We start from the raw sequence: 23,222 nt of genomic DNA, 5'->3' as shown, positions 1-23,222 counted from the left end.
TATTGAGCGACTAGATATGCAGGTTTGGTTGCAAGCAGTGAGGGGTCGCGTTCACAGCTAAAAGGCCCTTGCCAGTTAGTACTACCCCTATGAAGGTGGCATTCGTGCCGCCAGATCCGGTGATGAGGCCTTCACCAATCAACCAAGAAACACTGGCGGAGAAAAAGGTTTCCTCTGCTGTCAGCTTTGGCCTGGCATTTCCACTGAACCCCACATTTTCCTGCGAAAGCTCAGCGCTCCCGGAAACACCTACAACCTCTGGCCTCAAGGTGATAGTGCGAGGAAACGCCTCAAGCAACGCAGCAAAAACGCTGTTTACTACATCGTCGAATTGATCTGAATTTTTGATTCTCATTCCTAAATCCTTAGTGGGTGAAGGTCTGATATTGCATGCTTTAGCTTCCTTTATCAAAACGACTTTTAGCCTCTTTAAAGTCGATTAAAAGCAGGCCCCGCCCTTAGGTGCGAACCTCTGGATTCTTTCAGAGTTTACCCACTACCTGGAGCACCTATCATGGCCGATCAAATCAAAGTCCCCCTGAAGTTTCCCATCACCACCGGCGCTGGCGAGCGGTTGGAATCACTGCCAATCACACGGCTCAAACGCAAAGATCTGGGCGCAGCTCAGAACTACAGTAAAAACGACGCTGACCAGGAAGACTTCCTTCTTGCGAAGATGACAGGCGTAACACTTGAAGATCTGAATGACCTGGATATTGCCGATTCAGCGATGCTCACAAAGGTGTTTCGGGGAATGGTTGAGGGCAGCGACTTGGCTGCAATCGTGGGACGAAGCGCTGCTTCTGGTACTGCGGATGCAGCCTTCGGAGATAGCCAATCTGGACATGCCGGACTACCTGATCTGGGTTGAAGCCTGTGGACGGGAGATCGATCGGCGTATTGAAGCTGCCGACCGCATGAGCTCCCAGTAACCCTTTCTCGAAATACTTTCTCCAGGAGCCCGGCAGTGGCCAATGAAGTTCTTGTCGGACTCCGTATCGGAGCTGCTGTTTCCGGCTCCCTGCAATCAGCTTTCGGCTCAGCCAGATCGACCATGCAATTGCTTGGCCGAAGCGCTGACAATCTCACCTCTCGACAGAAACTGTTGGGTGCCGAACTTGCCTCAAGCTTGGCGCGAGGTGGAACTGGCATTGAAAAAATGCGCAATCAGTACGCGCAGCTTGGTCGGGTAATCGATCAATTGAAGGCCAAGCAAGAAAACCTCAACGCGAGTATTGCTCGCCAAGACAGGCATACAGAAGCACGTGGCGAAACACGTGGCCAGATCATGGAGACACTCGGCAACGCGGCTGCTGTAGCGGCTCCTATCGTGATATCGATGAAGTCGGCGATCGATTACAAAGACCAGACGAACGATATTGCAATTACAGGTGGCTTTGACGAGGCCAACGAAGAGTCACTCAGCAATGTCATGCGTGGGGCCGCTCTCAAATGGAACCAGACACAGGAAGAAGTCGCCAAGGGAACTGCAGTTCTGATTGCTGGCGGTATCTCTAACGTAAAAGAGCTTGAAGGCTATGCTCCGATCATGGCCAAAACTGCAACAGCGACACGTGCGAGCATGGACGATCTTGGTTCTGTTGCTATTGCTTTGAGCGACAACCTTGGTATCGGGGCAGCAGGTCTTGAACGTTCAATGAATATGCTGGCTTTCGCAGGGAAGAGCGGCCAGTTTGAGCTGGCCGACATGGCTAAGTGGCTTCCACAGCTTACACCTCAGTTCGCAGCCTTAGGCATCACTGGTGAACGTGCCGTCGCCGAGATTGGGGCATCTCTGCAGATTGCTCGGAAAGGTGCAGGGAGTAACGATGAGGCAGCGAACAACTTCAAGAATTTCCTCTCAAAAATTACAGCATCAGACACCCTTAAGTCATTCAAGGACGCAGGGATTGACTTGCAGGGCTCAATGAAAAATCTCGTTGGCAAAGGCATGACGCCTATGCAGGCCATGTTGGAGATCATCACCCAATACATGACGAAGAAAGGTCCCAAAGCGGCCTCTGAGTTCGAGAAGGTCATGGGCATTAAGGATGATAAAGAACGGGAGATGGCACTAGAGCGGCTGAATGAGTCGTACAAACTGGGGGAACTATTCGCAGACCAGCAAGTGTTGGCTTTTATTCGGCCAGCAATCGCTAACAAGGCGGACGGGGCCAACATCCAGAAGGGCAGTATGGAAGCGGCAGAGAACGGTGTTCTGGATCAAGATTGGGAACGCCGGATGCAAAGTCCTAAGGAGCAGCTGAAGCTGCTCACAACGAACATCAACGATGTTGCGATTACGGTGGGTACCATCCTCTTGCCAGCATTGGTTGATGTCTCATCGGCCATTCTTCCAGTTGCTAAGTCCTTCTCAGTTTGGGCTGGCCAAAATCCTGAAGTCATAAAAACTGCAGTTGGCGTGGTGGCAAGTCTGTTCGCCGTCAAGCTTGCATTCCTCGGAGTCGCCTATGGTGCGAATCTGGTTATATCTCCGTTCCTCTCGATCCACAGAGCATTCACGCTGGTCTCTGCGAAATGGACATTGCTACGTGCCGCTTGGGTGGCTGGTAGATTTGCGCCCTTCATTTCCGCATTGGGAGTTGTTGGGCGATCCTTGCTTTCTGTTATGCGATATAGCGGACTGTTTATCAGAGGCTTTGTCATGGCATTGGGAGCCCCACTGCTGATGATAGGACGCGGAGCCCTCGCGTTAGGACGTGTTTTCGGAGGCAGTTTATTACTCGGTTTGAAGCTTGTAGGCCAAGCAGTGCTGTGGCTCGGTCGTGCATTGCTGATGAACCCGATTGGGCTGGCAATTACAGGTATTGCATTGGCTGCATACCTGATTTATCGATATTGGGAGCCTATCAAGAGTTTCTTCACAGGCTTGTGGAGTGAGATCAAGGCAGGCTTCAGCGGTGGGTTTGCAGGGATTGCGAGTGTTATTACCAACTTCTCCCCAATGGGGCTGTTCTACCGTGCCTTTGCGGGCATCGCGAACTACTTTGGGATAGAGCTGCCAGGCAAGTTCACCGACTTTGGCGGGATGATCATTGATGGTCTGATCAACGGCATTAGCAACAAACTCGAAAGTGCAAAGGGTGTTGTTGTCGGTGTTGGCTCATCGATCAAAAGCTGGTTTACCGAAACCTTAGGTATCCAGTCGCCGAGTCGAGTATTCATCGGCTACGGAGCCAATATCAGCGAAGGCGCAGCGATCGGTATCTCGTCGCAAGCTGATCAGGTACGTCAGGCAGCCCTCGGCATGGCCAGCCAAACGGCAGTTCAGATGGGGGTGCCCAATCTGGCCGGCGCTACTCAGGCTAATATGGCTGGAGCCTCTGGTGGAATGGGTGGAACAGGTAGTTTTGGAGTCGCAGCCCAAACTACGATGCCGCCAGTTGTCTATTCCCCCGTAATCAATATTCCGGGCGGCGAAGGTGCATCCAGTCAAATCACTCAGGCCCTGCAGGCAGGTTATGCCGACTTCGTGAGATTCATGGAGCGCTATCAGCATGATCAGAACCGCCGTAGCTACGGCCCTTCTGCTGGAGGCAACTGATGTACGCAGTTTTGGGGACTCTTGAGTTTGAAGTAGCCAGTGGCATCACAGGCATGGAGCAACGTGGTACTGCTGACTGGGCTGAGCACTCCCTTATCCAGGGAAAACCGCTTCTGGAGTGGATCGGTGAAGGTTTGGAGGAACTGACATTCACGATGCAGTTGCATCCGTGGCTTGGAGATCCTGAAGTCCGCTTACGTAACTTGCGTGAGTTAAAGGCCAAGCACGAACCGTTGGCATTTGTGCTGGGTAGTGGTGATTACATTGGTGCATTCGTTATCACGGATATCAGTAACGTGCCGAAGCGTACGTCCTCTGACGGCAGAGTTTTTTCTAGCGCCGTGCAAGTAGGCCTACGTGAGTACGCAGGCCCATTCAAACCCAAAGTGTTCAAGCCAGGGCTTGTCGAGTCGGCTCTGACAAACACCTCAGCCTCTAAAATTGCAACACCTGCTGTAGTTTCAAAGTTCGCACCTCTACTGACAAAAACCCAGCAAGTGATCGGATATGCCCGCACTGCGGGCAACATGATTAAACAAGCAAAGAACATCTACGATGCAGTAAAAAACTTCAATCCGATGACTCTGCTGACTCAGGCTCCGCAGATGGCCGCTCTTGCTGAACGGGCTTTGGGACCGATAGCAGGTCTGACCGAAGCCGCGAGCTATATCAGCGAAGGGCAGGACATAGTGCAGATGAGCCAGGGGTTGTACAGCGATGTCGCCAATGCTCGATCAAGTCTGAGTCCGCTGGATCTGGACAGTGTCGCAGACCGATTCAAGAGCTCGGGCAATTATATTACTCAGGCTTATGACAAATTCGATGGTGCTTCAACCAGGCTTTCCGGCTTGGCCGCTCAAGTCATCACCAGGAGAGCCTGATGTTCTTGACCCATACAACGACCGAAGGTGAGCGCTGGGATCAGTTGGCCTGGAAATACTACGGGGATGCACACAGGTATCACCCGATCGTTGCAGCAAACCCTCATGTGCCGATCACACGAGCCTTACCTGCTGGCCTGACACTGGCCATTCCAATGCTTGAGCCTGTTACAACCAGCGAGGATTTGCCCCCATGGATGCGTTAGTACCGGGCCAAGTACCTGAGGCACGTTTTGTACTGAATTATCAGCAGCGGAACATTACTCGTGATATCAGCAAGCACCTTATTTCAATCTTCTATTCAGACATCCTGAGCGGACAGGCTGACAGCCTTGACGTCGAACTGGAGGACTCGGATGGAAAGTGGCTTGATGCCTGGTATCCAGGACATGGTGATACGCTGACATTAGCACTGGGATGGGAAGGCAAGCCATTACGTCAGTTGGCCAGCCTCGAAATCGATGAAATCAGTTTCAGTTCGCCACCGGCAACGGTCACGATTCGTGCAATCGCTGCAGGTATCAATACAGCATTACGCACCACCGAACATCATGCCTACGAGAAAACCACATTGGATGCCGTTGCTCAAACGATCGCGAAGCGTCAGGGGCTGAATCTGGTGGGAAGTATCGAGCCCATCAAACTCGATCGATTGACGCAGCAAGAGCCAGATCTGGAGTTTCTCCGCAACTTGGCTGATGAGTATGACTATGCCTTCAAGGTCACCGGCTCGCGCCTGGTCTTTCATGCGATCAGCGAGCTGGCCAAGGGACAGTCAGTGGCACAGTTGGTTCTGAAGGATCTTAAAAGCGTCCGATTACGTGACCAGATTCTGACCGTGCCGCAGAAGGTCTCGGTCAAGCACAAGGACTCAGCCAAGAAAAAGCTGATCTCCTATGACATCAAGAATGGCGAGACAGTAGCTGTCCCGAGTAGCGCCAGTCAGGCCACTACCAGCTCTGATACCAAAAAGTCCCGTAAGCGTGCGGCCTCTGAAGAGGTGGCTAAAGCCAAGGCAAAGGCTGACTTGGCTAAATCCAACCGGGAGCGCACCACCGGCAGTTGGGCGTTGATGGGCAGGCCAAACCTGGTCAGTGGCAATGTGGTTACGCTGGTAGCGGCAGGTAAGTTAGGTGGCAATTACTTGATCTTGGCCGCGCATCATCGGATCAACCGAGGTGGCGGCTACACCGTCGATCTCGACTTATGTCGTATCTCAGCGTCCTCGATCTCGCTCTCTTTTGAGAACACTAAACCTGACTTGGCTCTATCGAGCTACGGCATGCAAAGCGAAGTCCTTGTCTGATCATCATGAGCCACCATCGAGGCCGCAATGAGCGTTGAACTTGAATACGGAGAAGTGAGCGCCGTCGATTACCTGGGCTGCCGCATTCGCGTTCGCCTGGATGATCGCGACGGGGTCGAGAGTTACTGGCTGAATGTGCCGCAGCGTAATACCCAGGGCACACAGCGACGTCCGCTGATGCCCGAGTTGGGAGAGCAGGTAGCAGTGCTACTCGATGCAGATGGAGTTGGTGGTGTGTATCTGGGCGGTGTCTACTCGTCTGCTGAACCTCCTCCAGTTACTGATGAGGACACCGATTTTGTGAGGTTCAGCGATGGGACCAGCGTGACCTATGACAGCATGACGAATGTTATGGCCGTTGATTGCGTCGGCGCTACAACGCTCAAGTGCGCGAGGAGCCTGAGCGTTGACTGTGGAGAGCCGGTCACGATAAAGGCCCCCTCAGCGACGCTGAACATCGCCGAGGTGGCTTTGAATGGAAATCTGAAGGTCAGCGGTAGCGTGACCGTTGGGGGAGATGTTGACGTTGCCGGTAAGGTTCTGGATGCAGGTGGCAACTCAAACCACCATAGCCATTAGATCTACGGTTTTGGTGCGTCTCTCTTCGCGATTGCAGCCAAACTGTCCGCTGGAAGAGAGGCGAAGCGAGTTGCTCTGATTTGCGGTCTGTGGATCAGCTCCTCCACGATAAAGTTGATCATGTCGAACATGACGACAACCTGCTCAGGATTCTCCTCTAAGTTGATCTCTCCAGGGTGGACCGCGTTATTACCACTGATTCTAATGAAGTCCAACGCTTGTTGAACCTCCTGAGCTAGGCCTTTCCTGACCAGTTCAGCTATATCATCATTGATGTTTTTCCCCTTCTCACCTAAATGCACGCAGAGCTTTTGAAGAGATAGTCTCAGCAATGCTGCAGCTCCGCGTGGGGATTCGCCTAAGATATTTCTGGCTTCGTCGAAGTCAATTTTGCAGTCGTCAGGCAGCGAGTTATGCGATAAGGGAGCGGTCGTATCTCTTGGTACTATCATCGAGTAGTTTAACTCGGTCCAAAGACTCGAACCGTTACAGTGATCGCAAGAACATAGCCAATAATGAGTATGTCTATATCCGTTAGCCCGAAAAAAGGCCAACTGCATCCATAACTGGGTCGTCAAGGTTCCGCAATGGATACAGGAGAACGATTTTCCTTGGAAGGTTGGTACAACGACTGTAGCCATTCGATCTGGTCCTTCATGGTAGTGGCACAATGATGGATTATTGTCTTTAAACCCGATTAAAAGCCAGCCGACCGCCAAATCGTCACCATTGGCGCATGACGACGCCTATCTCCCTCTCCAGCATCACCGCCGCTCACTGGCAGCCCGCACTGGGATCTGCCGGTGTGGTTGTCGAAGGCCTGCGTGATATCGACCAAGCAATCCGCATCATTCTCACCACCCCTAAGGGCAGTGATCCTCATCGCCCGACCTTCGGTTGCGACATCAATTTCTATATAGATTGGCCCGTAAATCGCGTTGTACCACACCTGGTACGTGAGGCGGTTGACGCGATTCGTCTTTGGGAAACTCGCGTAAGTGTTGTGCAGGTAAGTGCTGTGATTGAAGGTGCTCAAATCACAGTGCGTGTGATCTGGCGTATAGCGGATGGCGTAGATCAATCTACCGAGGTGGCGTATGCGCGAGCTGCCTAAGCCGGTATTTGTCGCCATCGACCCTGCTGTCACCGAAGCGGATCTTATTGCTCGATATGAGGCTAAGTCGGGTAAGACGTTGTATCCAGCCCAGGTCGAGCGACTGTTCATCGACCAGATCGCCTATGCAACCACCGGCATGCAGATGTCGATACAGAACGCTGGCGAGCAATTACTGGCTAGGCATAGCGATGGTCCAATCCTTGACCACTTGGGCGAGCTGGTCGCAACTCCTCGCTTACTGGCAGTAGCAGCCCGTTGCACATTGCGCTTCGCCACTGCAGTTGTCGCAACCCAACCACTGCTGATACCGGTCGGCACTCAAGTAGCCACGCAAGATGCCAGGCTCTCATTCCTGACTGATGAAGATGTGTTGGTTCCTGTGGGTCAGTCCCAAGTAAGTGTCACCGCGACCTGCAGTTCGGTTGGCGAAATTGGTAATGGCTGGGCGATCGGGCAAATCAACGTAATTACCAATCCACCATTGACCGATCTGGTAGCCAGCAACATCACAGTAAGTGCAGATGGTGCAGAGGATGAAGGTGATGATCGTTATCGCGAACGCATCATTCTGGCCCCTGAGGCTTACTCCAACGCTGGTAGTCGTGGGGCTTACCGCTATCACGCAATGGCGGTGCATCAGTCAATTATCGATGTGGCGGTGCATGGTCCTGCTGAAGGTCAGCAGCCGGGGCATGTTGCACTGTTCCCCCTCACGGCCAGCGGATTGCCGTCAGCAGATCTTTTGCAGCGTGTACTGACCCTGGTGAGCGGCGAGAAGATTCGGCCTCTTTGTGACACTGTGCATGCGTGGCCCCCAACTCAGGTCAACTATGCGATCAGCGCTCGTATTGTGTTCTTCAATAGCGCTGATCGCGTCACGACCATGGCCTTGGTTCAAGCCGCTGCAGATGCTTATGTACTTGAGCTGAGCGCCGCACTGGGTGTCGATATAGTCCCTGAGCAACTGATTGCTCGCCTTCAGGTTCCTGGTGTCTACCGGGCATTCGTAGAGTTGCCAGCAGCACCTCGTGAACTGCTGGGCAGCGAATGGGCTGTTTGCTCTTCGATCCAGTTGGTTGATGCAGGTACATCCAATGGCTGACCAGCTACTACCACCAGCGTTGGCCGGTGACGAGCGCTTCGTCTGGCTGAACGAGTTGCTGAACGAGAACATTCAGCAACTCGATCTCAATGCGATGCTTGTGTACTTGGTTGATCTGGCGAAGCCTTCTCTGCTTCCGATCCTGGCCGAGCAGTTCTCGATGCTTGAAGAGGCTACTTGGCCTGTAGCCAGGTCAGATGACGATCGGCGAGCGTTGATCAAGACCGCCATCATGCTGCACCGCTACAAGGGCACGCCCTGGGCAATCAAGCAGGCCTTGGCGACTATTGGCTATCCAGTCCTGGAACTGATCGAGCAGAGCCCGTATCAGGCAGAGTGGATTGCTGCCGGTGGTAAGACTTTGGACGGTACCTGGCTACTTGATGGTGCCGTCAGCCTTACTCCACCTGCGACAGGCATAAATGGCCAAGTCATGAAGCGAATCGCCCTGAGCCATTGGGCTCAATATGCGATCCGTATCAACGCGTCTGAGGGCGACTGGTCTCGCGAACAGCAGAAACGTATTCGCAAGGTTGCAGAAGCCTATGCACCAGCTCGTGACGAACTGGTCGGCATCATCATAGCCCTGCAAGCCAGGTTTGACTCTCGTATCACCCTGAAGTCGATGGCCGATCGCTTGCGCATGAAGTACTCCAAATGCCAGCGCTTTCAGCCTGCACAGCGTCGCACCCTTGACGGTTGCTGGAGGCTCGGTGGCGGTCATGTCGACGTGTTGCTTGATGGTAGCTGGCGGCTTGATGGCCGACGGCTTAGCGGACGATCGCCAACGGGGCTCGCCCTGGATAACGGTCACATCAATACCCGCCAAAAAATTTCGCTGCGTGCTGTCATGTCAATGGGTGGAGCGCGTACGCCAGCACCTGTGATCCTGGGAGACCGCTTTCGCATGCTGGATGGACGCTGGAGCCTGGACATGCAGACCTTGCAGGGGTGGCCCTTGGATGAGGGCCAAAGCTTGGCTGACGCTCAGTTGAATCGCATTGGTATGCATTGCCTGGACGGCACATGGCTGCTTGGCGGCAAGCTTGGCGGTCCTGGCATTAGGTTCAGCGCGACCATGCGCGTCAAAAACAACGGCATCACGACACAGGAGCCGCTATGAGCAACCCAAACGCCACACCTACCACACTGGCCTACCGGAATCACGTTGCAGTCTGCGCTGCGACAGGAGGCACCTTATCCAAGGCTGCCTGGATGTGTTTTGGCTCCGGCAGCAAGCCCTACTCACCAGATGAAGACGTTGGGTTGGTCGATGAGTTCGCTCGTGTCCCGGTTGTTTGTAACGTCGCGGGCACGGTTCTTACAGTCAGTGGAACGTTGACTGGAGCAATGGCCGGCAACCATGTACTGCGTGAGTTTTCCGTTGAAACCGATACTGGCGTGCTTATGGGGCGTCGTGTTGTGAAACCCAAAGAGTTCGAGTCCACCAGCGAAATCGAACTCGACCTTGATTTTGAATACTGAGGAATGCAGAGATGCCCCTGACTCCTAGCACTAACCCTGAGTTCTCCAACAATCTGCCCGCACTGACTACGTCCAGCGTGGCTCACCCTGATACTTGGAATCCAATCCATCAGGTATTACTGGACAACACTGTCGTAGTGAAAGAGGCCGTGGAGATAAATAAAGCTACGGCTGACCAAGTGGCACAGAACCTAAGTTTGCGACTGGATGGCGTCGAAGCCACCAGCTCAGTATCCGTTCAGCGAGCAGTATCGCTCGATTGGTTGTATCGCAATAACGCTATCAGCTTCGAGATGTTCGTGAAGGGCTACACGCTAATTGATCTGACGCCCATACCCGTTGTTCAAGGCGTTAGCGGTGACGATAGTCTCGACTTAGCTGATACCAGCGCTTTGCGAGCAGGTGAGTACTACGTATTGAGTGATCCGACAGCTACTGACGGATCTGGAATTGTGGTACCGGTGTCATCCCTGGTGCAGGTGCAAAGTGTTCTCTCCGGCATTCGTGTACGCCTGGCGGCCAACATGAATCGCAATTGGGGAGCATCGGCCTTTCTGGTTCGGTCCAGTATCAAGGTGCTGGGCGCGTCAAACGCTTCTGCAGTACCAGGTGATATCTATCTGTCTCGATCAATAAACATAGGTACCGACCAGGCAGGTGGTGCCGTTGTCATTCGGCGAACATTGAACTCAGGCCTGGCCCGCCTGTATTACCGAGATGGCTATCAGCCTGCATGGAGAGAATGTGGTTGGTCTCTGCGCCGTACTGATAGCGATATCCCATCCGGCTATGCTGATTACGAGTACATCCTGCCTATGCGTGGTGACGGGGCAATACGCCTTGATATCCAAGGTGAGCCAATGAAGCTTGTTCATGTCGTCGCACTGGGGCAGGCGACTGGTCTGGGCGGTTTCATCAACCCCGAGCTTCGGCCCGTAACACCGCTTATCAGTGCGCCTTTGGCCGCAGCAACAGGTGTGATGGAGCGTCCGGGGCTGTCATTGGCCTCCTATAACTCTCCATCGGGCAATCCTCAAGCGGCAGTGCAGTTCCAGCTTTCAATGACTGCTGCGTTCACTGCAATCCTGCACGACTCGGGAGTTCTGAACTCCGGCCTCTCATATGTCATGCCTACTGGAGTGCTGACCGCTGGAGCAACTTATTACTGGAGAGCCCGAGTCCAGGATGTTGCCGGACTTTGGTCTGACTATTCTGCCGTGTCCAGTTTCTCTACGGCTGCATCTTTTGTGTATGTTGCATCACCCAGTATCTCTGGTCCTGCCGCGAACGCCACGGATGTTCCTGAGCAACCGACGATCACCAGTACAGCTTTTGCCGTTTCGGGTGGTACTGATACCCACGAATCCAGTCAGTGGCGGATTCGCCAGGCCTCAGGAACATTTGCCTCACCTGTCTGGGATAGTGGAGCCGATACGGTCAACAAGCTGGCCGTAGTTGTTCCTGCTGGCAAGCTGCTACAGGGGCAACTGATTTACTACGTCCAGGTTCGCTACAAGGGCGCTGCCAAGGGCTGGTCGGAGTGGTCCACTGAGAGCAAGTTCACGACCAAGGCTGCGTTTGCGAATATTGTCGGGATTGCCATGCTTACTACAGGCGGCGGTGCAGGCACTTGGGATCGAGTTGATGAAAACGGCTCAACAAAAGTGACTGACGCGTCGTTCTTCAGTTCGCACGCCACATATGGGGCTATCCAGGAGCAGGTTGTCGATAGCCAGAATATGGTCAGAATTCCGGCTTTCTACGTGAAACGCGGCACCATCGCTTCTGGAGTGAATGCGGGAAAAAAGGCGGTCTGGATCTCTGATCAGCCTGCGACAGGTTTTACTCTACATCCTGCGTTCAAGAATGCTGGCTCGGATCTGACGCAGTTTTGGGTCGGCAAGTACCAAGGTGTAGCAGACGGGAGCAAATTGGGCTCTAAGCCGGGCGCAACGCCGCTTGTAAACATCGACTTTCCGACAATGCAGTCTCGGGCGAATGCTCGCAATACCTCAGGCGTGAGCGGGTTTGCACTGTGGTCGATCTACCAACTATCCGCTATCCAGTTGCTGGCAATGATCGAAATGGGCGGGTCTGACTCTCAGGCGCTTATTGGCCAAGGCAACGTCAGTACCAGCAGCGTCCTCACCGTAGATAGTACGCTGGTGGCTCAGGCGACATGGCGAGGCATCGTCGGGCTGTGGGGAAATGTTTGGCAAATGATTGATGGCATTCAGACCGATGCATCAACTCGATTCGTTGTCTGGGATCGAAACGGGACCAAAACATATCAGACGACCACCCGAATAGCTGGGACTAGCTATCCAGTATCGATGTCTGAAGATGCCGGTACCAACTATGACTTGCGGGATATTTTCGCTCCCGCAACAGGTGATTCGACACCGAGCAATGGCAGCTATGGTGACTACTTCTGGGCAAGTGCCAACTGTGTCGCTTATTACGGCGGACACTACGGCGCAGGCTCTGGAGCCGGATTGTTCTGCCTGTTCATCAATAACTCCGCACAGACCACCAACGGCACGGTCGGCGGTCGACTCGCAAAGATTTAGGAGAACGAATTTGAAAATCGATAGTGGGGTTTTGAGCGTAAGCGGGCAGACCATTACATTGCCATTGGTTCACGCTGACGCGTTAGTTCGGGTATGGTCCGTGCCGCCGGAATACCGAGAAAACGGGTTGTTTGTTGCGGTCGTTCTTCCAGGGCAACCAGGTGAGATACCGGCCTGTTCCATGGCCGAGACCGAATACCTTGGTGAATTGGAGTACAAGGCTGCTGAAGCCCATAAGCTGGAGGCTGCCAAAGTTGCAAAGCTGGCACAGCTCAATGCGGGTTGCGAACTTGAGCTTATGGCCCTGACCAACACATATCCATCCGGTGAATTACAGAGCTGGCCACAGCAGGTTCAGGAGGCTACCGCCTTGCTGCTTGACCCCAAGGCCTCGACACCTTTGTTATCGGCAATTGCTGATGCTCGAGGACTTACAGTAAAAGATCTGGCCGAGAGAGTGCAGTCAAAAGCTGCAGGCTATGCAACTTATTCCGGCGCAATCATCGGCAAGCGTCAGGCTGCCGAGGATCTGTTGGACAAGGCCAATAGCCTTGAGGAAGTCGAGGCAGTCGCATGGTGATGCGGTTGGCACGAAGCTTAGCCTTAGGCTTGGCTCTTTGGTTGTTGTGCATGCTGGCAGCAATTGTAAGCGGGCTATGGATGCTCGCTGCTGTACTCGTCAACAGCACCCGCGCTTGGCGGTTAGCCGTTTCATATGATCAGTTGGCCAATACTGCATTCGGTGGCCATGAGGACGAAACTATAAGCTCTAGGGCAGGTAAAGAGGCGCGTAAGGGCAAGCGTTGGGCATGCGTGCTTTGCAAGTTTCTGGACCGGTTCGATCCAAATCACTGTGAGAAAAATATCGAACCTGACCGAGTGGCAACACGCGTTGATTGAAAGAGGGCGATCGACCTGAGTGTTGGAGCACTCAGATCGATCGCTGACCAGCAGATGTACCCTGCAAGCCAGCCATGGCCCCCTGCTCACGCGCGAGCGGCGGGGAGCCTACCAGAAGTGCAAAAGGTTTGCAGATGATGCAAGAGATTAGATGTGGTCACTGCAGTCGGAAACTCGCCGCTGCACGTGGATTCACTGAGCTACAGATCAAATGTCCGCGTTGCCGGACACTTAATCACTTGAAGGCCGAGAGCCTCCTGACACCGCCAACGAGCGCCCAAAGCCATCAGGAGGCCGCATGTACGCACAACCGATCATCCCCTGGTTAGGGGGCAAACGCCGACTCGCCGATCGTATCTTTCCTTTGTTCCCGGCTCATAGTTGTTACGTCGAGCCTTTTGCAGGAGGCGCAGCGCTGTTTTTTCTGCGCCCGGTACCGGCAGAGGTTGAAGTCCTCAATGACGTCAATGGCGACCTGGTTAACCTCTACAGAGTGGTGCAGAACCACCTAGAAGAGTTCGTCAGACAATTCAAATGGGCATTGTCGAGCCGTCAGGTGTTTAAGTGGCTGCAAATGACTAGGACAGAGACACTGACAGATATACAACGCGCCGCCCGATTCTACTATCTGCAGCAGTCAGCCTTTGGCGGTCGTGTTGATGGCCAGACATTCGGTACGGCCACAACCACACCGCCTGGGCTCAATCTGCTGAGGCTGGAGGAAACCCTATCTGCTGCTCATTTAAGACTGAGCAGCACCTATATAGAGCACCTCGACTGGCAGGAGGTCATTAAGAAGTATGACCGTGAGCACACCCTGTTCTACTGCGACCCACCATATTGGCAGACCGAGGGCTACGGTGTGCCATTCAGCCTTGAGCAATACGAGGCAATGGCGAAGCTGCTGGGGGAGATCAAAGGTAAAGCCATCATCAGCCTGAACGACCATCCAGATATTCGCAGGGTGTTCTCAGCCTTCCACATGGAGACGACGAACATCAAATACACGGTTGGTGGTGGCAAAGGGAGTGAGGCAACAGAGGTCTTGATCTTCAGTTGGGACATTCAAGCCGAACCAGCAGGCTTGTTTTGATATTCTGTTGCAACAGGTGCAACAGAACCTAAAGCTATTTATCTCACGTCAGAGCGCGGATTTTTCGCGCTCGGCATCAGCAAGACCTGTGCTTGCGACGCATGTCCCCTCTTCCGTCCAGCTTCTCCCCTTCACGCTTGAACAGGCACCCGACATCCACAACCTGCTCGCCCTCGGTTACCGGGATGGCAGTGGCAGCGTGCCGGATTACCCCGTCTGGTTGCAGGCGTTCGAGCGCGATCCCGAATTCGATACGGAACGGTGCTTCGTTGCCCGGGACGAATGGGGGACGGTGGGCATCATCACCTGCTGGACCAGCGCGTTCATCAAGGATCTGGTGATCCATCCACGCGCCCGGCGTCAGGGTATTGCCACGGCGCTGCTGACTCACCTGTTCGACTGCCTGCACCGGCGCGGCGAAGGACAGGTCGATCTCTCGGTCATGGAGAACAATCTGTCGGCACGGCGGCTGTATGAAAAATCAGGCATGTCCTACGTCCGGCGCTCCCCAATCGATCTTTCGTGATCTGACATAATCGGCGGCGCATGCGATACCCACGGAGACCGGTCATGAAAATGCTCATCGCCCTGTCGATCGCCCTCTCGGCCATCGTCACTCAGGCACACGCGGCAACACCTCAAGCCTGGAAGGCACTGGACAAGGCCATGCTCGAAAGCTGCCTCAAGGCCAGCCAGCTCAAGGACAGCCAGGCCGTCGGCAGCAGCGCACAGTTCGATGACCGGGTGGGCTACAGCGCCCTGCTGTTGCAAGGTCGCTACCCTCAGAAGCACATGAACAACCGCAAGGGCACCGAACTGTGCCTGTATAACCGTAAAAGCAGGCAAGCCAGCGTGACCGAATGGGACAGCCTCGGCACACAAACGCCCGGCACGCCATGACTGGCGCATAATTTGCTTCATAACCTGTCCAGTCCGTGCTGACCGCGCTTCACCGGCAGCCACGGCATATTTTCCGGACAGGCTATCCAAACGATGAATACTCGGTTTTCCTGTGTAGGCTGCGGCGGATGCTGCACCGACCACCACGTCCCCCTGACCCTGGTCGAAGCCACGCAATGGGCGGCGGATGGCGGCACGGTGATTGTCCTGACCGAAGCTTTTCTGAGTAACGGCTATGGCGTCCCGCAGGAGCAACTGACTCACGCCACACGCCGCTCGACCCTGGTGAATAGCGGTTCGGCCCACGCTCACGTGGCCATCACGTTCGCCGCGTATAACGTCGGACGCTGTCGAAATCTTGACGCGCAGAACCTCTGCCGTATCTATGAACGTCGGCCGCTGGTGTGCCGTATCTATCCGATGGAAATCAATCCGCACATCCCCCTGCGTCCGGAAACCAAAGGTTGCCCGCCAGAATCCTGGGAACAGGGACCGGACATGATCGTCGGCAACACCCTGGTCGATATGCAGTTGATGGCCCTGATCGAGCAGTCCCGCCAGGCCGATCGCGATGAAATCGCTGCCAAGCAGTCGATCTGCCAATTGCTGGGCATTCGCACCACGGCCCTCAAGGGAAACGGCTTTGTCGCGTACCTGCCGGACATGAATGCCTTTGCGGCCGCCATCGAACAGGTCACTGGCGGCGCAGGACCTGTCGTGTCAGAACAGGGATGGGTGTTTCACGTTGCCGGGCAAGAAGTCACCGACACCTTGAATCTGGCCGGGGCCGAGGTGGCCGACAGTGAACCGTTGTCTTACCTGTTCATTCCACTGCAGGCCGCCTGAGACCGGTCAGCGCTTGCCCATCGAACGACGGGTTCCGGGAGGCGCGGCACCCGGTGTCTTGTGATGGGCAGACGAGTTCGACTTCTGATACCAGGGCTGCCCTTTCGCGGTCTGGGTGAACTCGGAGGGCTTGAACGGAAAGCTGAACGGCGCAATGACCGCTTTCTTGCCCGTCTCGGGTACAGGGTCGGCGACGTTTTCTGAAGCAGGTGTTTGTTCGGGGGTGGTCATGGTGACACCAGAGATCGAAAGGGCCGGCGCAGCATACCTCAATCGCGAAACGCTTGCCCGGCCAGGCATCGGACGTCACTTGTAGAACAGGTCCACCATGACCTCTGCCTCGAACGGTCCGGCTTTCGGGCGAGTTGTCTGCCAGATCAGCTCGGCATTGAAATCGGCCCTGGCGGTCTGGTTTACGCCCAGCAAATCGGCCAGATGGAACAGGTCGTTATAGCGCAGAGGCGCATTGGCCTGCTCACTCACGATGCGAATGCCCAATGACGGGTTGGCTCCCGGTATCAACACATCCCCGGACAACTGCCCTGTTACAGGCCTGAATCGGGCATTGAGGCTGAAGGGCGATTCACAGGTTCGACTGGCCACAAGGGAGAACGGTCGACTGGCGAATACACGTCCGATCTCGACGTTCTGAATGCCCAGGGCGCCGAACTCCAGTGTTTCCGGCACCACTTGCAGGTCGGCCTCGCAGGCAATGAAACGCAGCCCTGACAGGTTGTTGATGACATAACTCAGGTTGCGCCCCGGTATCGGGTCCAGACCGGCGGAACTGTCGAGCTGGAACATCCGGTAATCCGGCAGATCGCTGGCCACACCCGAAGGTGGTGTCGGCCCGGACTTCTGCACAAACACGGAAAAGGCCAGATTGAAGCGCGCTCTGGGGCAGGCATCGATATTCGAGTCGCCCTCATGACAGGCTGGCAGAAACTGCCGGGTGCTGATACGCCCGCTGCCCTGCACATGATCCACACCATCAAGCGTCAGACCGGCGCGAATGCCCTGCCCGATAATCCGGTTGTCGGGGTTGAGGTAGAGAAAGAGTTCTTCCTGCATCGACGACTGACCATCCCTGGCGCACTCGACCTGAATGTTGAGAGGCTCGGAACGCCACACCACCTCACCTTCGGGGGCCGTGGCCGGGATCGCGACCGTGCTGCTCAAGTCCCCCTGAATCAGCGACTCCCCCGAGCCTTGTGTCTTGCAGACCAGTGCAAACCCCGTCGCGGGGCTCAACAGCAATAACAGCGCCAGCGGTTGCAGCCAGCGATTGACGGAACGATGTTTCATATCAGCATTCTTCTTGAAGTGGGAGGTTGTCTGACGTGAACGACTCGCGCCCCTTGAGCCGCATGCAATAGGGACGTTGGCCGCCATAGTCCGTCAGGGCCTTGAAGGAGATTGATCGTGGCGTGGCCTGCGACACCTGGAGCGGCAAGGGCAGCTCCAGGCTCATGCCCGGCTCCAGCAGCACATGGTCACGGATCGGGATGCCGTTGAACTGCACTGCCTGCAATGCCGCGTGATAAGGCGTCGGGTTGCTGACCCGCAAGGCCACGCTCCCGCTGTGCCCGGCCAGCGTCCAGTTCAGGAGCACCGGGGTCTGTGCGGGATCGCCGTTGAGGCCGGGCGGGCGATAGAACACGTTGAGACGCTGGCGAACGGCGATATTGAGCTGGTTAGGGCCTTCGCGCCGCCGAGGCACCTCCAGCACATACAGATGCAACAGGGACTCACGATCGTCGGGAGCCCCCGTGCCCTGATACAGCACGCGCAACGCCTGCTTTCCCTCTGCCGGCAGATGCAGCAGATGCGGCATGACCACGAAGGGCAAGCGCCTGCGTCGCTCTTCGGGCGTGTCGTCATCATCTTCGGGAGCGCTCAGCCAGGCCTGAATCAACACCTCATGTTTGCCACGGTTGCTGACCGGGAGACTGACCTCCCGGAAATCGCCATTGAAGATCAATCGTGTTCCCGCCAGCGATACGGCAGCCTGCGCACTTGTCACCGTCAGCCAGAACGGCACAAGCACAAGCCAGGACCCGCGAAACCCGCTCACTGGCAAACCACCCTGAGCCGTTCATAGGCCCGTTTCGGATCCCTGGCTGGCAGGCTGAACGGGGCGCGGCAACTGACGCCCGACCATTGCACACGCAATACGCCGCTGTCCGTCTCACTGAGCACCAGGGCCTGGCTAGAAGGATCGACCACCGCCAGCACGTTGCCCTGCTCGTCCTCGACGCTGGCCCCCAGCGGAACCCTGTTGCCATCGGCACGCACCAGCTCGAACTGCACGCGCCGCCCCTGCGATGCCTTGAAGGTGACCAGCGGTATTGCGCCACGACGCGGCACGATCTGGGTGATCGCGTTATCCACATCGATGTCGGCGCCCAGTTGCCGTGTGTCCAGCGATACCCAGTTGGTGCGGTAGGGCTGGGCATAGGGCAGGACGGCATAACCATTGTCCGCCGTTTCCACATTGCTATAAGACTTCAGCTTCGCGCCCCCGACATCCGGCACCTGAACCAGCGCGAAGGTTTCGCCCAGTGTCTGCCCCAGATTGATCCCCCCGCCATGAGCCACCAGCGACCCCGATGCTGCCAGGGTAAAAGCGTCGTAATCACGGCCCTGGCTGTACCCGGCCTCGAAACGACCGAACGGCAGGGTTGCATTGACCTTGCCCGCCCCGAAACTGCCTGAGCTGCTGTCATGACCGGCCTGTACCGAGTAGAACGTATCGCGCCGGTCCAGTACCTGGCCGTTGAGCCCGGCCTGTACGTTGTATTCGCCTGCACTGTCACGTACGGCATTGAACGACAGGCGTGAACTCCCTGGCCTGTCGCCCAGTGGCAAGGTCAGGCTCAGGGCTATGCGGTTATCGACTTCATCCTGCCCATCGAGGCCGAACTCCTGGTTACGCTCGATCGACACGCTGTAATTCAAGGTGCGCCAGACGGCGTTATAGGCCATATAGAACTGGCGATTCTTGCCCGTCCGGTTCCAGTAACGCTGCTCGGACGCGGTCAGGCTCAAGGAGCCCGTCTGGGCCGGTAATACCTGAGTGATATTGATCTCCAGCCGGTCCCTGGCCCTTCCGCTGGTAAACAACGGAGGACGTTCGTCGGTTTCGCTGACATGCTGGTTGAGGGTTCGATACTGCTCGGTGGAATAGCGATAGCCGGCCACCGCCAGGGTGGTGCTGGTCACATCCAGGGTGTTGGCATAACGCACCCGCATGCTCTGGCCATGACGGGTCTGCGCCTTGAGTTCGCTGTTCGAGTGCGTGATGTCGAAAGAGACAGCCCCCCACCCGGTATTGACCCCGGCACCGAGGTTCGTGGCGTTGTAGTCCTCGGCCAGTTGCAGACCGCCAAAGCCGGTCACGCGCTCGGAAAGACCATAGATCAAGGCGGCACTGGTGAAGTTTGGTGAGGCCTGGTGCTCGTCATTGCTGTCCACCTGCCCCGCGGCCAGGCTGTAGCGGAACGAGCCGGCGGGCACCATGATCGGTAACGAAGCATAGGCTTGCGTAAAGGTGCGCCGCCGACCATCGGCTTCGATGACGGTCACCACCAGATCACCATTGGAACCGCTGGGGTAAATGTCCGTGATCTCGAAGGGGCCGGGGGAAACATTACCGCTGTACAACAGGAAACCATTCTGCCGGACCTCGACCGTGGCATTGGTTTCGGCCGTCCCCCGGATCACCGGGGCATAAGTACGTTCGCTGTCAGACAGCATGCCGTCGTCCGAGGCCATCGCCGCGCCCTTGAAGCGCACACTGTCGAACACCTGGGAATCGCTGAAGGTTTCACCCAGAGTCAGTTGACTCTTGAGGGCCGTGATATCGCGCTGGGCAAAGGTGCGGTTACTGCGAAACCGGTAAGGCTGCCCGTCGCCATACACCAGCGAAGATTCGTTACGCAGCCGCCAGGCCCCGACGTTCAAGCCATTGCGCAGCCCGAGATAATACTGATCCGCCTGCACACCCCGGTTCTGGCGTCTGGCGGCATTGAAGGTGTAATTGGCAAAACCGGCGGTTTCACCCTGCTCCCACAACTCCGGTGAAACATAACCGCGCCTGCTACGCGCCATGACGGCCTGGGGAACACTGATATCGAGACGCAAGGCGTCAGGGCGGTAATCGACACGTGCAAATTCGACACGGGCGGCCAGATCGAAACAGGCTTGCCCGACCGCCTCGGGCAAGCGCTCCAGATCAAGGCCGAAGTTCTGCAACATCTCCGGACTCAGGCAGGGCTCGATCAGACCGGAGCGGTCGTTTCGACTGAAGGTGATATCCCGTCTGCCACTCAAGGCCCGATTGACGTAGACATCCACCCGATAGGTGCCCGGCAGGACACTGTTGGCCCGCAGAAACTCCTGAAGATCGGGCGGCTGATCACTGCCTTGAATGAACGCCGTATTGAATCTGACCGGCTGGGTGTTTCGAGTCTCGCCGAAAACCGTCGAGACGGCTGACATCGACAAGGTCAGCCCCACTCCAATAGCCAGGCGACGACGCCTGAACGAACGTCGGGCATCGTCTGTCATGAAACGAGTCATGTCATGAGGCTCAAGGCCTGTCATGTTCTTCTTGTTGTTCCGGGTGTGCCATTCCATTAGCTGTTTTCACTCTACTTCACAGATCTGACGCGCAGCGGAATCCGTTCACGCAGACGCACGACTGCTGAGCCGTCGTTATCGTCAGGACTTGAATATCGGGAATTGAATAAAAGCGCCCAGGCTGATATCCGAAAATCGTTCTCTATTGCGCCTTGCTGGCCTGTGCGGTGTGTCCGTTATCGAGCGTGGCCTGGTAGGCCACTTGCCCACCGAAGTCATTGATGCTGATAAAACTCAGCCTCAATGGCGTGCTGCCGGACTTGTGCATGAGAGGCAGGCGCAGGCTCTGACCCGGTGACAGCATCTGGCTTTCAAGGCTGACCAGTTCGGTCGTGCCCTGACGGGTGGACACCTTGAGCATCGAGACATGGTAAGGACCGGGGTTATCGACTTGCAGGACATCGTTTTTCAATAACCGCCACTGCAACGTTTCCGGAGCGGCCAGCGGGTCGCCCTTCAGCCCGTCAGGCCGGAAGAACACCTTGATACGCTGGCGTATCGCAATCTGCAGCCTGTTCTCCTCGGCGGTCTGAGGGATTTCCTGCACGTTGAGCCAGAACACTGACTCACGGTCCTGAGGCAAGCCGGTACCGGCATAGATGATGCGCAGCAATTGCCGGCTGCCACCGGCCATGCGGGCAAGGGCCGGTGTCACGACAAAAGGCAGGTTCGCGGCTACGCCCGTTGAAGCAGCGGCATCCTTGACCGGTGCTTCCAGCCAGGATTGCAGGAGGATTTCTCCCCCCCCACTGTTGTGCACGCCAAAACTGGCTTCCTTGTCACTGCTCTGATAAATGACCCGCGTCGTATTCAGCACGATGCCTGCCTCGACGACAGACATCCACAGCCCTGCGGCAAACATGACGAAGGGGCGAAAACAGGTAAAAAACATGGTGGCATTCACTGTGAGTTCGGCATGAGACAGGGTGAGCGACGCTCACCCTGCCGTTTCATTACTCGTAATCCAGCACGAACGGCATGAAGCCATCAGCATTACCCGGATTGGTCGGCGTGCCATTGAGGACATAGACGGCACCGAAGTTGATTTCGGCCGTTGCACCACCGGCTCCATCCTTGACCAGGGTATTGTCGATGGTCTCGTTGCCGCTCAGGTCCATCAGCACATTCGAGGCGTTGAGCAGGCCGATACCGACACCGTCCGCGGCACCGGTCGTGCGCAACAGTTTCGGATCGTTGTTATCCAGGCCACTGCCGTTGCGGGCGGTAAAGCGCATTTTCACCATGTTGTACTGATCGGCACCGGCGCTGCAGTTGACCAGCAATTGAATCGGGGTCGCCGTCTCAAGCTTGGTTTCGCTCGAAAGACCGATATCGGAAAACGAAACATTGCCGAGATCGACACTGATCTCACCAGGGTTGGTACCCGGGCTGACGCCGGTACCTGGAGCGACATCACAGGAAATATTGGTCAGGGTTCCATTGAATATCAACTTACCGTTATTGGCCGCGTTGGCCATGTTCGCAACACCCAACCCCAGCACACCCATTACAGCCAATGTGAGAGAAAACTTTTTCATACCAACGACATTCCTTGTGTTATTTCGTGTGTGCCCACTATCGGACGGCGAGCACTATAGGTCCCGGACCTTTTAACCGCTGTCAGGCTAGTTACTTTGCAACCAAAGACAATCCGACATGACTTGAAGCCGCTTTCTGTAGGAAGAATAAATAATTGCCTACAAGCCTTGAAACCAAAGGCCGACGCAGAAAAGTCGACCAAAAGACTCAACCAAAGGTTTGCATTTAACTGGCCGGATTATCGGAGGATAAAAACGTGCATTTTCCTTCCGGGCACAAAAAAACCGTCACACACTCAAGGGCAACGGTTTTCATGAAGAGGTGTTACTGATAAGTCACCGTCAGCACACCTGTCTGGCTTGTGCTTCGATTCTGTACGGCCAGCGACTGAGAGGATGACAGCGCTTGATAGTCCAGACCGACCGGGACGGTCTTGTCGCCACATGCATTGTGTGCGGTGTCTATCCTGACGGTAATGCCGGACACCTGGACATACCGGGCACTGTCGTCGCCTGTACGACTGATGGAGGTCGGCATGACCTGGCACGCCGCATGAACCAGTGTGCCGTGAAAGTTCAGATTACCTTGTGCCATGGTTATCGCAGACCATGACAAGGCCTGCACGGCTATAACAGCCACCCTCAACTTTCGGCTTTTCAAGACAGTCTCAAGCAAACATGTTCCAACCGACGCCTCGC

26 protein-coding genes are annotated in these 23,222 nt (G+C 55.7%); 17 read left to right on the top strand and 9 right to left on the bottom strand.

Annotation, left to right across the window (positions count from 1 at the left end):
* Nucleotides 1-10: 10 nt before the first annotated feature.
* Nucleotides 11-355 carry a hypothetical protein gene (locus ACIPY9_RS01400; RefSeq protein ID WP_400696461.1) on the bottom strand — a complete coding sequence of 115 codons (345 nt, stop codon included), beginning with the start codon at nucleotides 353-355 and terminating at the stop codon, nucleotides 11-13.
* Between the two features lie 159 nt (nucleotides 356-514).
* On the opposite strand from ACIPY9_RS01400, the gene ACIPY9_RS01395 reads away from it, so the two are divergent.
* The 6 genes from ACIPY9_RS01395 (at nucleotide 515) to ACIPY9_RS01370 (ending at nucleotide 6,331) form a co-directional block, all read left to right on the top strand.
* Nucleotides 515-871, top strand: coding sequence for a phage tail assembly protein (locus ACIPY9_RS01395; RefSeq protein WP_400696459.1), 357 nt, complete (start codon nucleotides 515-517; stop codon nucleotides 869-871).
* A gap of 96 nt (nucleotides 872-967) precedes the next feature.
* Nucleotides 968-3,565, top strand: coding sequence for a phage tail tape measure protein (locus ACIPY9_RS01390; protein WP_400696458.1), 2,598 nt, complete (start codon nucleotides 968-970; stop codon nucleotides 3,563-3,565).
* Nucleotides 3,565-4,446 carry a phage tail protein gene (locus tag ACIPY9_RS01385; RefSeq protein WP_400696457.1) on the top strand — a complete coding sequence of 294 codons (882 nt, stop codon included), beginning with the start codon at nucleotides 3,565-3,567 and terminating at the stop codon, nucleotides 4,444-4,446. The genes ACIPY9_RS01390 and ACIPY9_RS01385 overlap by 1 nt, the downstream gene beginning before the upstream one ends.
* A complete protein-coding gene (locus ACIPY9_RS01380; protein ID WP_400696456.1) occupies nucleotides 4,446-4,652 on the top strand; it encodes a tail protein X in 207 nt (68 codons plus the stop codon). The genes ACIPY9_RS01385 and ACIPY9_RS01380 overlap by 1 nt, the downstream gene beginning before the upstream one ends.
* Nucleotides 4,640-5,752: a phage late control D family protein gene (locus ACIPY9_RS01375; protein WP_400696454.1), complete on the top strand. Its 1,113-nt coding sequence runs from the start codon at nucleotides 4,640-4,642 to the stop codon at nucleotides 5,750-5,752. The genes ACIPY9_RS01380 and ACIPY9_RS01375 overlap by 13 nt, the downstream gene beginning before the upstream one ends.
* A gap of 27 nt (nucleotides 5,753-5,779) precedes the next feature.
* Nucleotides 5,780-6,331: a phage baseplate assembly protein V gene (locus tag ACIPY9_RS01370; protein ID WP_400696453.1), complete on the top strand. Its 552-nt coding sequence runs from the start codon at nucleotides 5,780-5,782 to the stop codon at nucleotides 6,329-6,331.
* A 2-nt stretch (nucleotides 6,332-6,333) separates the two neighbouring features.
* Here ACIPY9_RS01370 and ACIPY9_RS01365 read toward each other — a convergent pair whose 3' ends face one another.
* On the bottom strand, nucleotides 6,334-6,972 hold the full coding sequence (locus ACIPY9_RS01365) for a DUF4145 domain-containing protein (protein WP_400696451.1): 639 nt from the start codon (nucleotides 6,970-6,972) through the stop codon (nucleotides 6,334-6,336).
* Nucleotides 6,973-7,067: 95 nt separating this feature from the next.
* Here ACIPY9_RS01365 and ACIPY9_RS01360 point away from each other — a divergent pair, with 95 nt between their 5' ends.
* From ACIPY9_RS01360 to ACIPY9_RS01310, 11 genes are all read left to right on the top strand, one after another.
* Entirely contained in the window at nucleotides 7,068-7,445 is a 378-nt protein-coding gene (locus tag ACIPY9_RS01360; RefSeq protein WP_400696450.1) for a GPW/gp25 family protein, read from the top strand.
* Entirely contained in the window at nucleotides 7,429-8,550 is a 1,122-nt protein-coding gene (locus ACIPY9_RS01355; protein WP_400696448.1) for a baseplate J/gp47 family protein, read from the top strand. The genes ACIPY9_RS01360 and ACIPY9_RS01355 overlap by 17 nt, the downstream gene beginning before the upstream one ends.
* A complete protein-coding gene (locus ACIPY9_RS01350) occupies nucleotides 8,543-9,673 on the top strand; it encodes a phage tail protein (RefSeq protein ID WP_400696447.1) in 1,131 nt (376 codons plus the stop codon). Before ACIPY9_RS01355 ends, ACIPY9_RS01350 begins: the two co-directional genes overlap by 8 nt.
* A complete protein-coding gene (locus ACIPY9_RS01345) occupies nucleotides 9,670-10,035 on the top strand; it encodes a hypothetical protein (RefSeq protein WP_400696445.1) in 366 nt (121 codons plus the stop codon). Before ACIPY9_RS01350 ends, ACIPY9_RS01345 begins: the two co-directional genes overlap by 4 nt.
* Nucleotides 10,036-10,046: 11 nt before the next feature.
* Complete coding sequence (locus ACIPY9_RS01340; protein WP_400696443.1) at nucleotides 10,047-12,605, top strand: hypothetical protein; 2,559 nt, start codon at nucleotides 10,047-10,049, stop codon at nucleotides 12,603-12,605.
* 10 nt (nucleotides 12,606-12,615) lie between these two features.
* A complete protein-coding gene (locus tag ACIPY9_RS01335; protein WP_400696442.1) occupies nucleotides 12,616-13,185 on the top strand; it encodes a hypothetical protein in 570 nt (189 codons plus the stop codon).
* A 394-nt stretch (nucleotides 13,186-13,579) separates the two neighbouring features.
* Nucleotides 13,580-13,834 (top strand): Com family DNA-binding transcriptional regulator, encoded by a 255-nt coding sequence (locus ACIPY9_RS01330; protein ID WP_400696440.1) that lies wholly within the window; start codon nucleotides 13,580-13,582, stop codon nucleotides 13,832-13,834.
* Nucleotides 13,804-14,598 (top strand): DNA adenine methylase, encoded by a 795-nt coding sequence (locus ACIPY9_RS01325; protein WP_400696439.1) that lies wholly within the window; start codon nucleotides 13,804-13,806, stop codon nucleotides 14,596-14,598. The genes ACIPY9_RS01330 and ACIPY9_RS01325 overlap by 31 nt, the downstream gene beginning before the upstream one ends.
* 88 nt (nucleotides 14,599-14,686) lie before the next feature.
* Nucleotides 14,687-15,124: a GNAT family N-acetyltransferase gene (locus ACIPY9_RS01320; RefSeq protein ID WP_400696437.1), complete on the top strand. Its 438-nt coding sequence runs from the start codon at nucleotides 14,687-14,689 to the stop codon at nucleotides 15,122-15,124.
* 44 nt (nucleotides 15,125-15,168) lie between these two features.
* Nucleotides 15,169-15,498, top strand: a complete 330-nt coding sequence (locus ACIPY9_RS01315) for a hypothetical protein (protein WP_400696436.1) — start codon at nucleotides 15,169-15,171, stop codon at nucleotides 15,496-15,498.
* 93 nt (nucleotides 15,499-15,591) lie between these two features.
* Nucleotides 15,592-16,344 (top strand): YkgJ family cysteine cluster protein, encoded by a 753-nt coding sequence (locus ACIPY9_RS01310; protein ID WP_400696434.1) that lies wholly within the window; start codon nucleotides 15,592-15,594, stop codon nucleotides 16,342-16,344.
* Nucleotides 16,345-16,350: 6 nt separating this feature from the next.
* Here the strand turns inward: ACIPY9_RS01310 and ACIPY9_RS01305 are convergent, their stop codons facing one another.
* The 7 genes from ACIPY9_RS01305 to ACIPY9_RS01275 form a co-directional block, all read right to left on the bottom strand.
* Nucleotides 16,351-16,575: a hypothetical protein gene (locus ACIPY9_RS01305; RefSeq protein WP_400696433.1), complete on the bottom strand. Its 225-nt coding sequence runs from the start codon at nucleotides 16,573-16,575 to the stop codon at nucleotides 16,351-16,353.
* A gap of 75 nt (nucleotides 16,576-16,650) precedes the next feature.
* The gene (locus ACIPY9_RS01300) at nucleotides 16,651-17,649 is read right to left on the bottom strand and encodes a fimbrial protein (protein ID WP_400696431.1); all 999 of its coding nucleotides are present in this window, start codon (nucleotides 17,647-17,649) and stop codon (nucleotides 16,651-16,653) included.
* A gap of 1 nt (nucleotide 17,650) precedes the next feature.
* Nucleotides 17,651-18,418 carry a molecular chaperone gene (locus tag ACIPY9_RS01295; RefSeq protein ID WP_400696430.1) on the bottom strand — a complete coding sequence of 256 codons (768 nt, stop codon included), beginning with the start codon at nucleotides 18,416-18,418 and terminating at the stop codon, nucleotides 17,651-17,653.
* Entirely contained in the window at nucleotides 18,415-20,874 is a 2,460-nt protein-coding gene (locus ACIPY9_RS01290; protein WP_400696834.1) for a fimbria/pilus outer membrane usher protein, read from the bottom strand. The genes ACIPY9_RS01295 and ACIPY9_RS01290 overlap by 4 nt, the downstream gene beginning before the upstream one ends.
* A gap of 253 nt (nucleotides 20,875-21,127) precedes the next feature.
* A complete protein-coding gene (locus ACIPY9_RS01285; RefSeq protein ID WP_400696429.1) occupies nucleotides 21,128-21,877 on the bottom strand; it encodes a molecular chaperone in 750 nt (249 codons plus the stop codon).
* A gap of 61 nt (nucleotides 21,878-21,938) precedes the next feature.
* Complete coding sequence (locus ACIPY9_RS01280) at nucleotides 21,939-22,523, bottom strand: fimbrial protein (RefSeq protein ID WP_400696428.1); 585 nt, start codon at nucleotides 22,521-22,523, stop codon at nucleotides 21,939-21,941.
* A gap of 325 nt (nucleotides 22,524-22,848) precedes the next feature.
* Complete coding sequence (locus tag ACIPY9_RS01275) at nucleotides 22,849-23,118, bottom strand: hypothetical protein (RefSeq protein WP_400696427.1); 270 nt, start codon at nucleotides 23,116-23,118, stop codon at nucleotides 22,849-22,851.
* Nucleotides 23,119-23,222: the final 104 nt, after the last annotated feature.

It is taken from the genome of Pseudomonas sp. NPDC089734 (assembly GCF_044748865.1).
Lineage (GTDB): Bacteria > Pseudomonadota > Gammaproteobacteria > Pseudomonadales > Pseudomonadaceae > Aquipseudomonas.
Note: the sequence above shows the minus strand (reverse complement) of the source record. Positions and strands in the feature narration are given on the sequence as shown.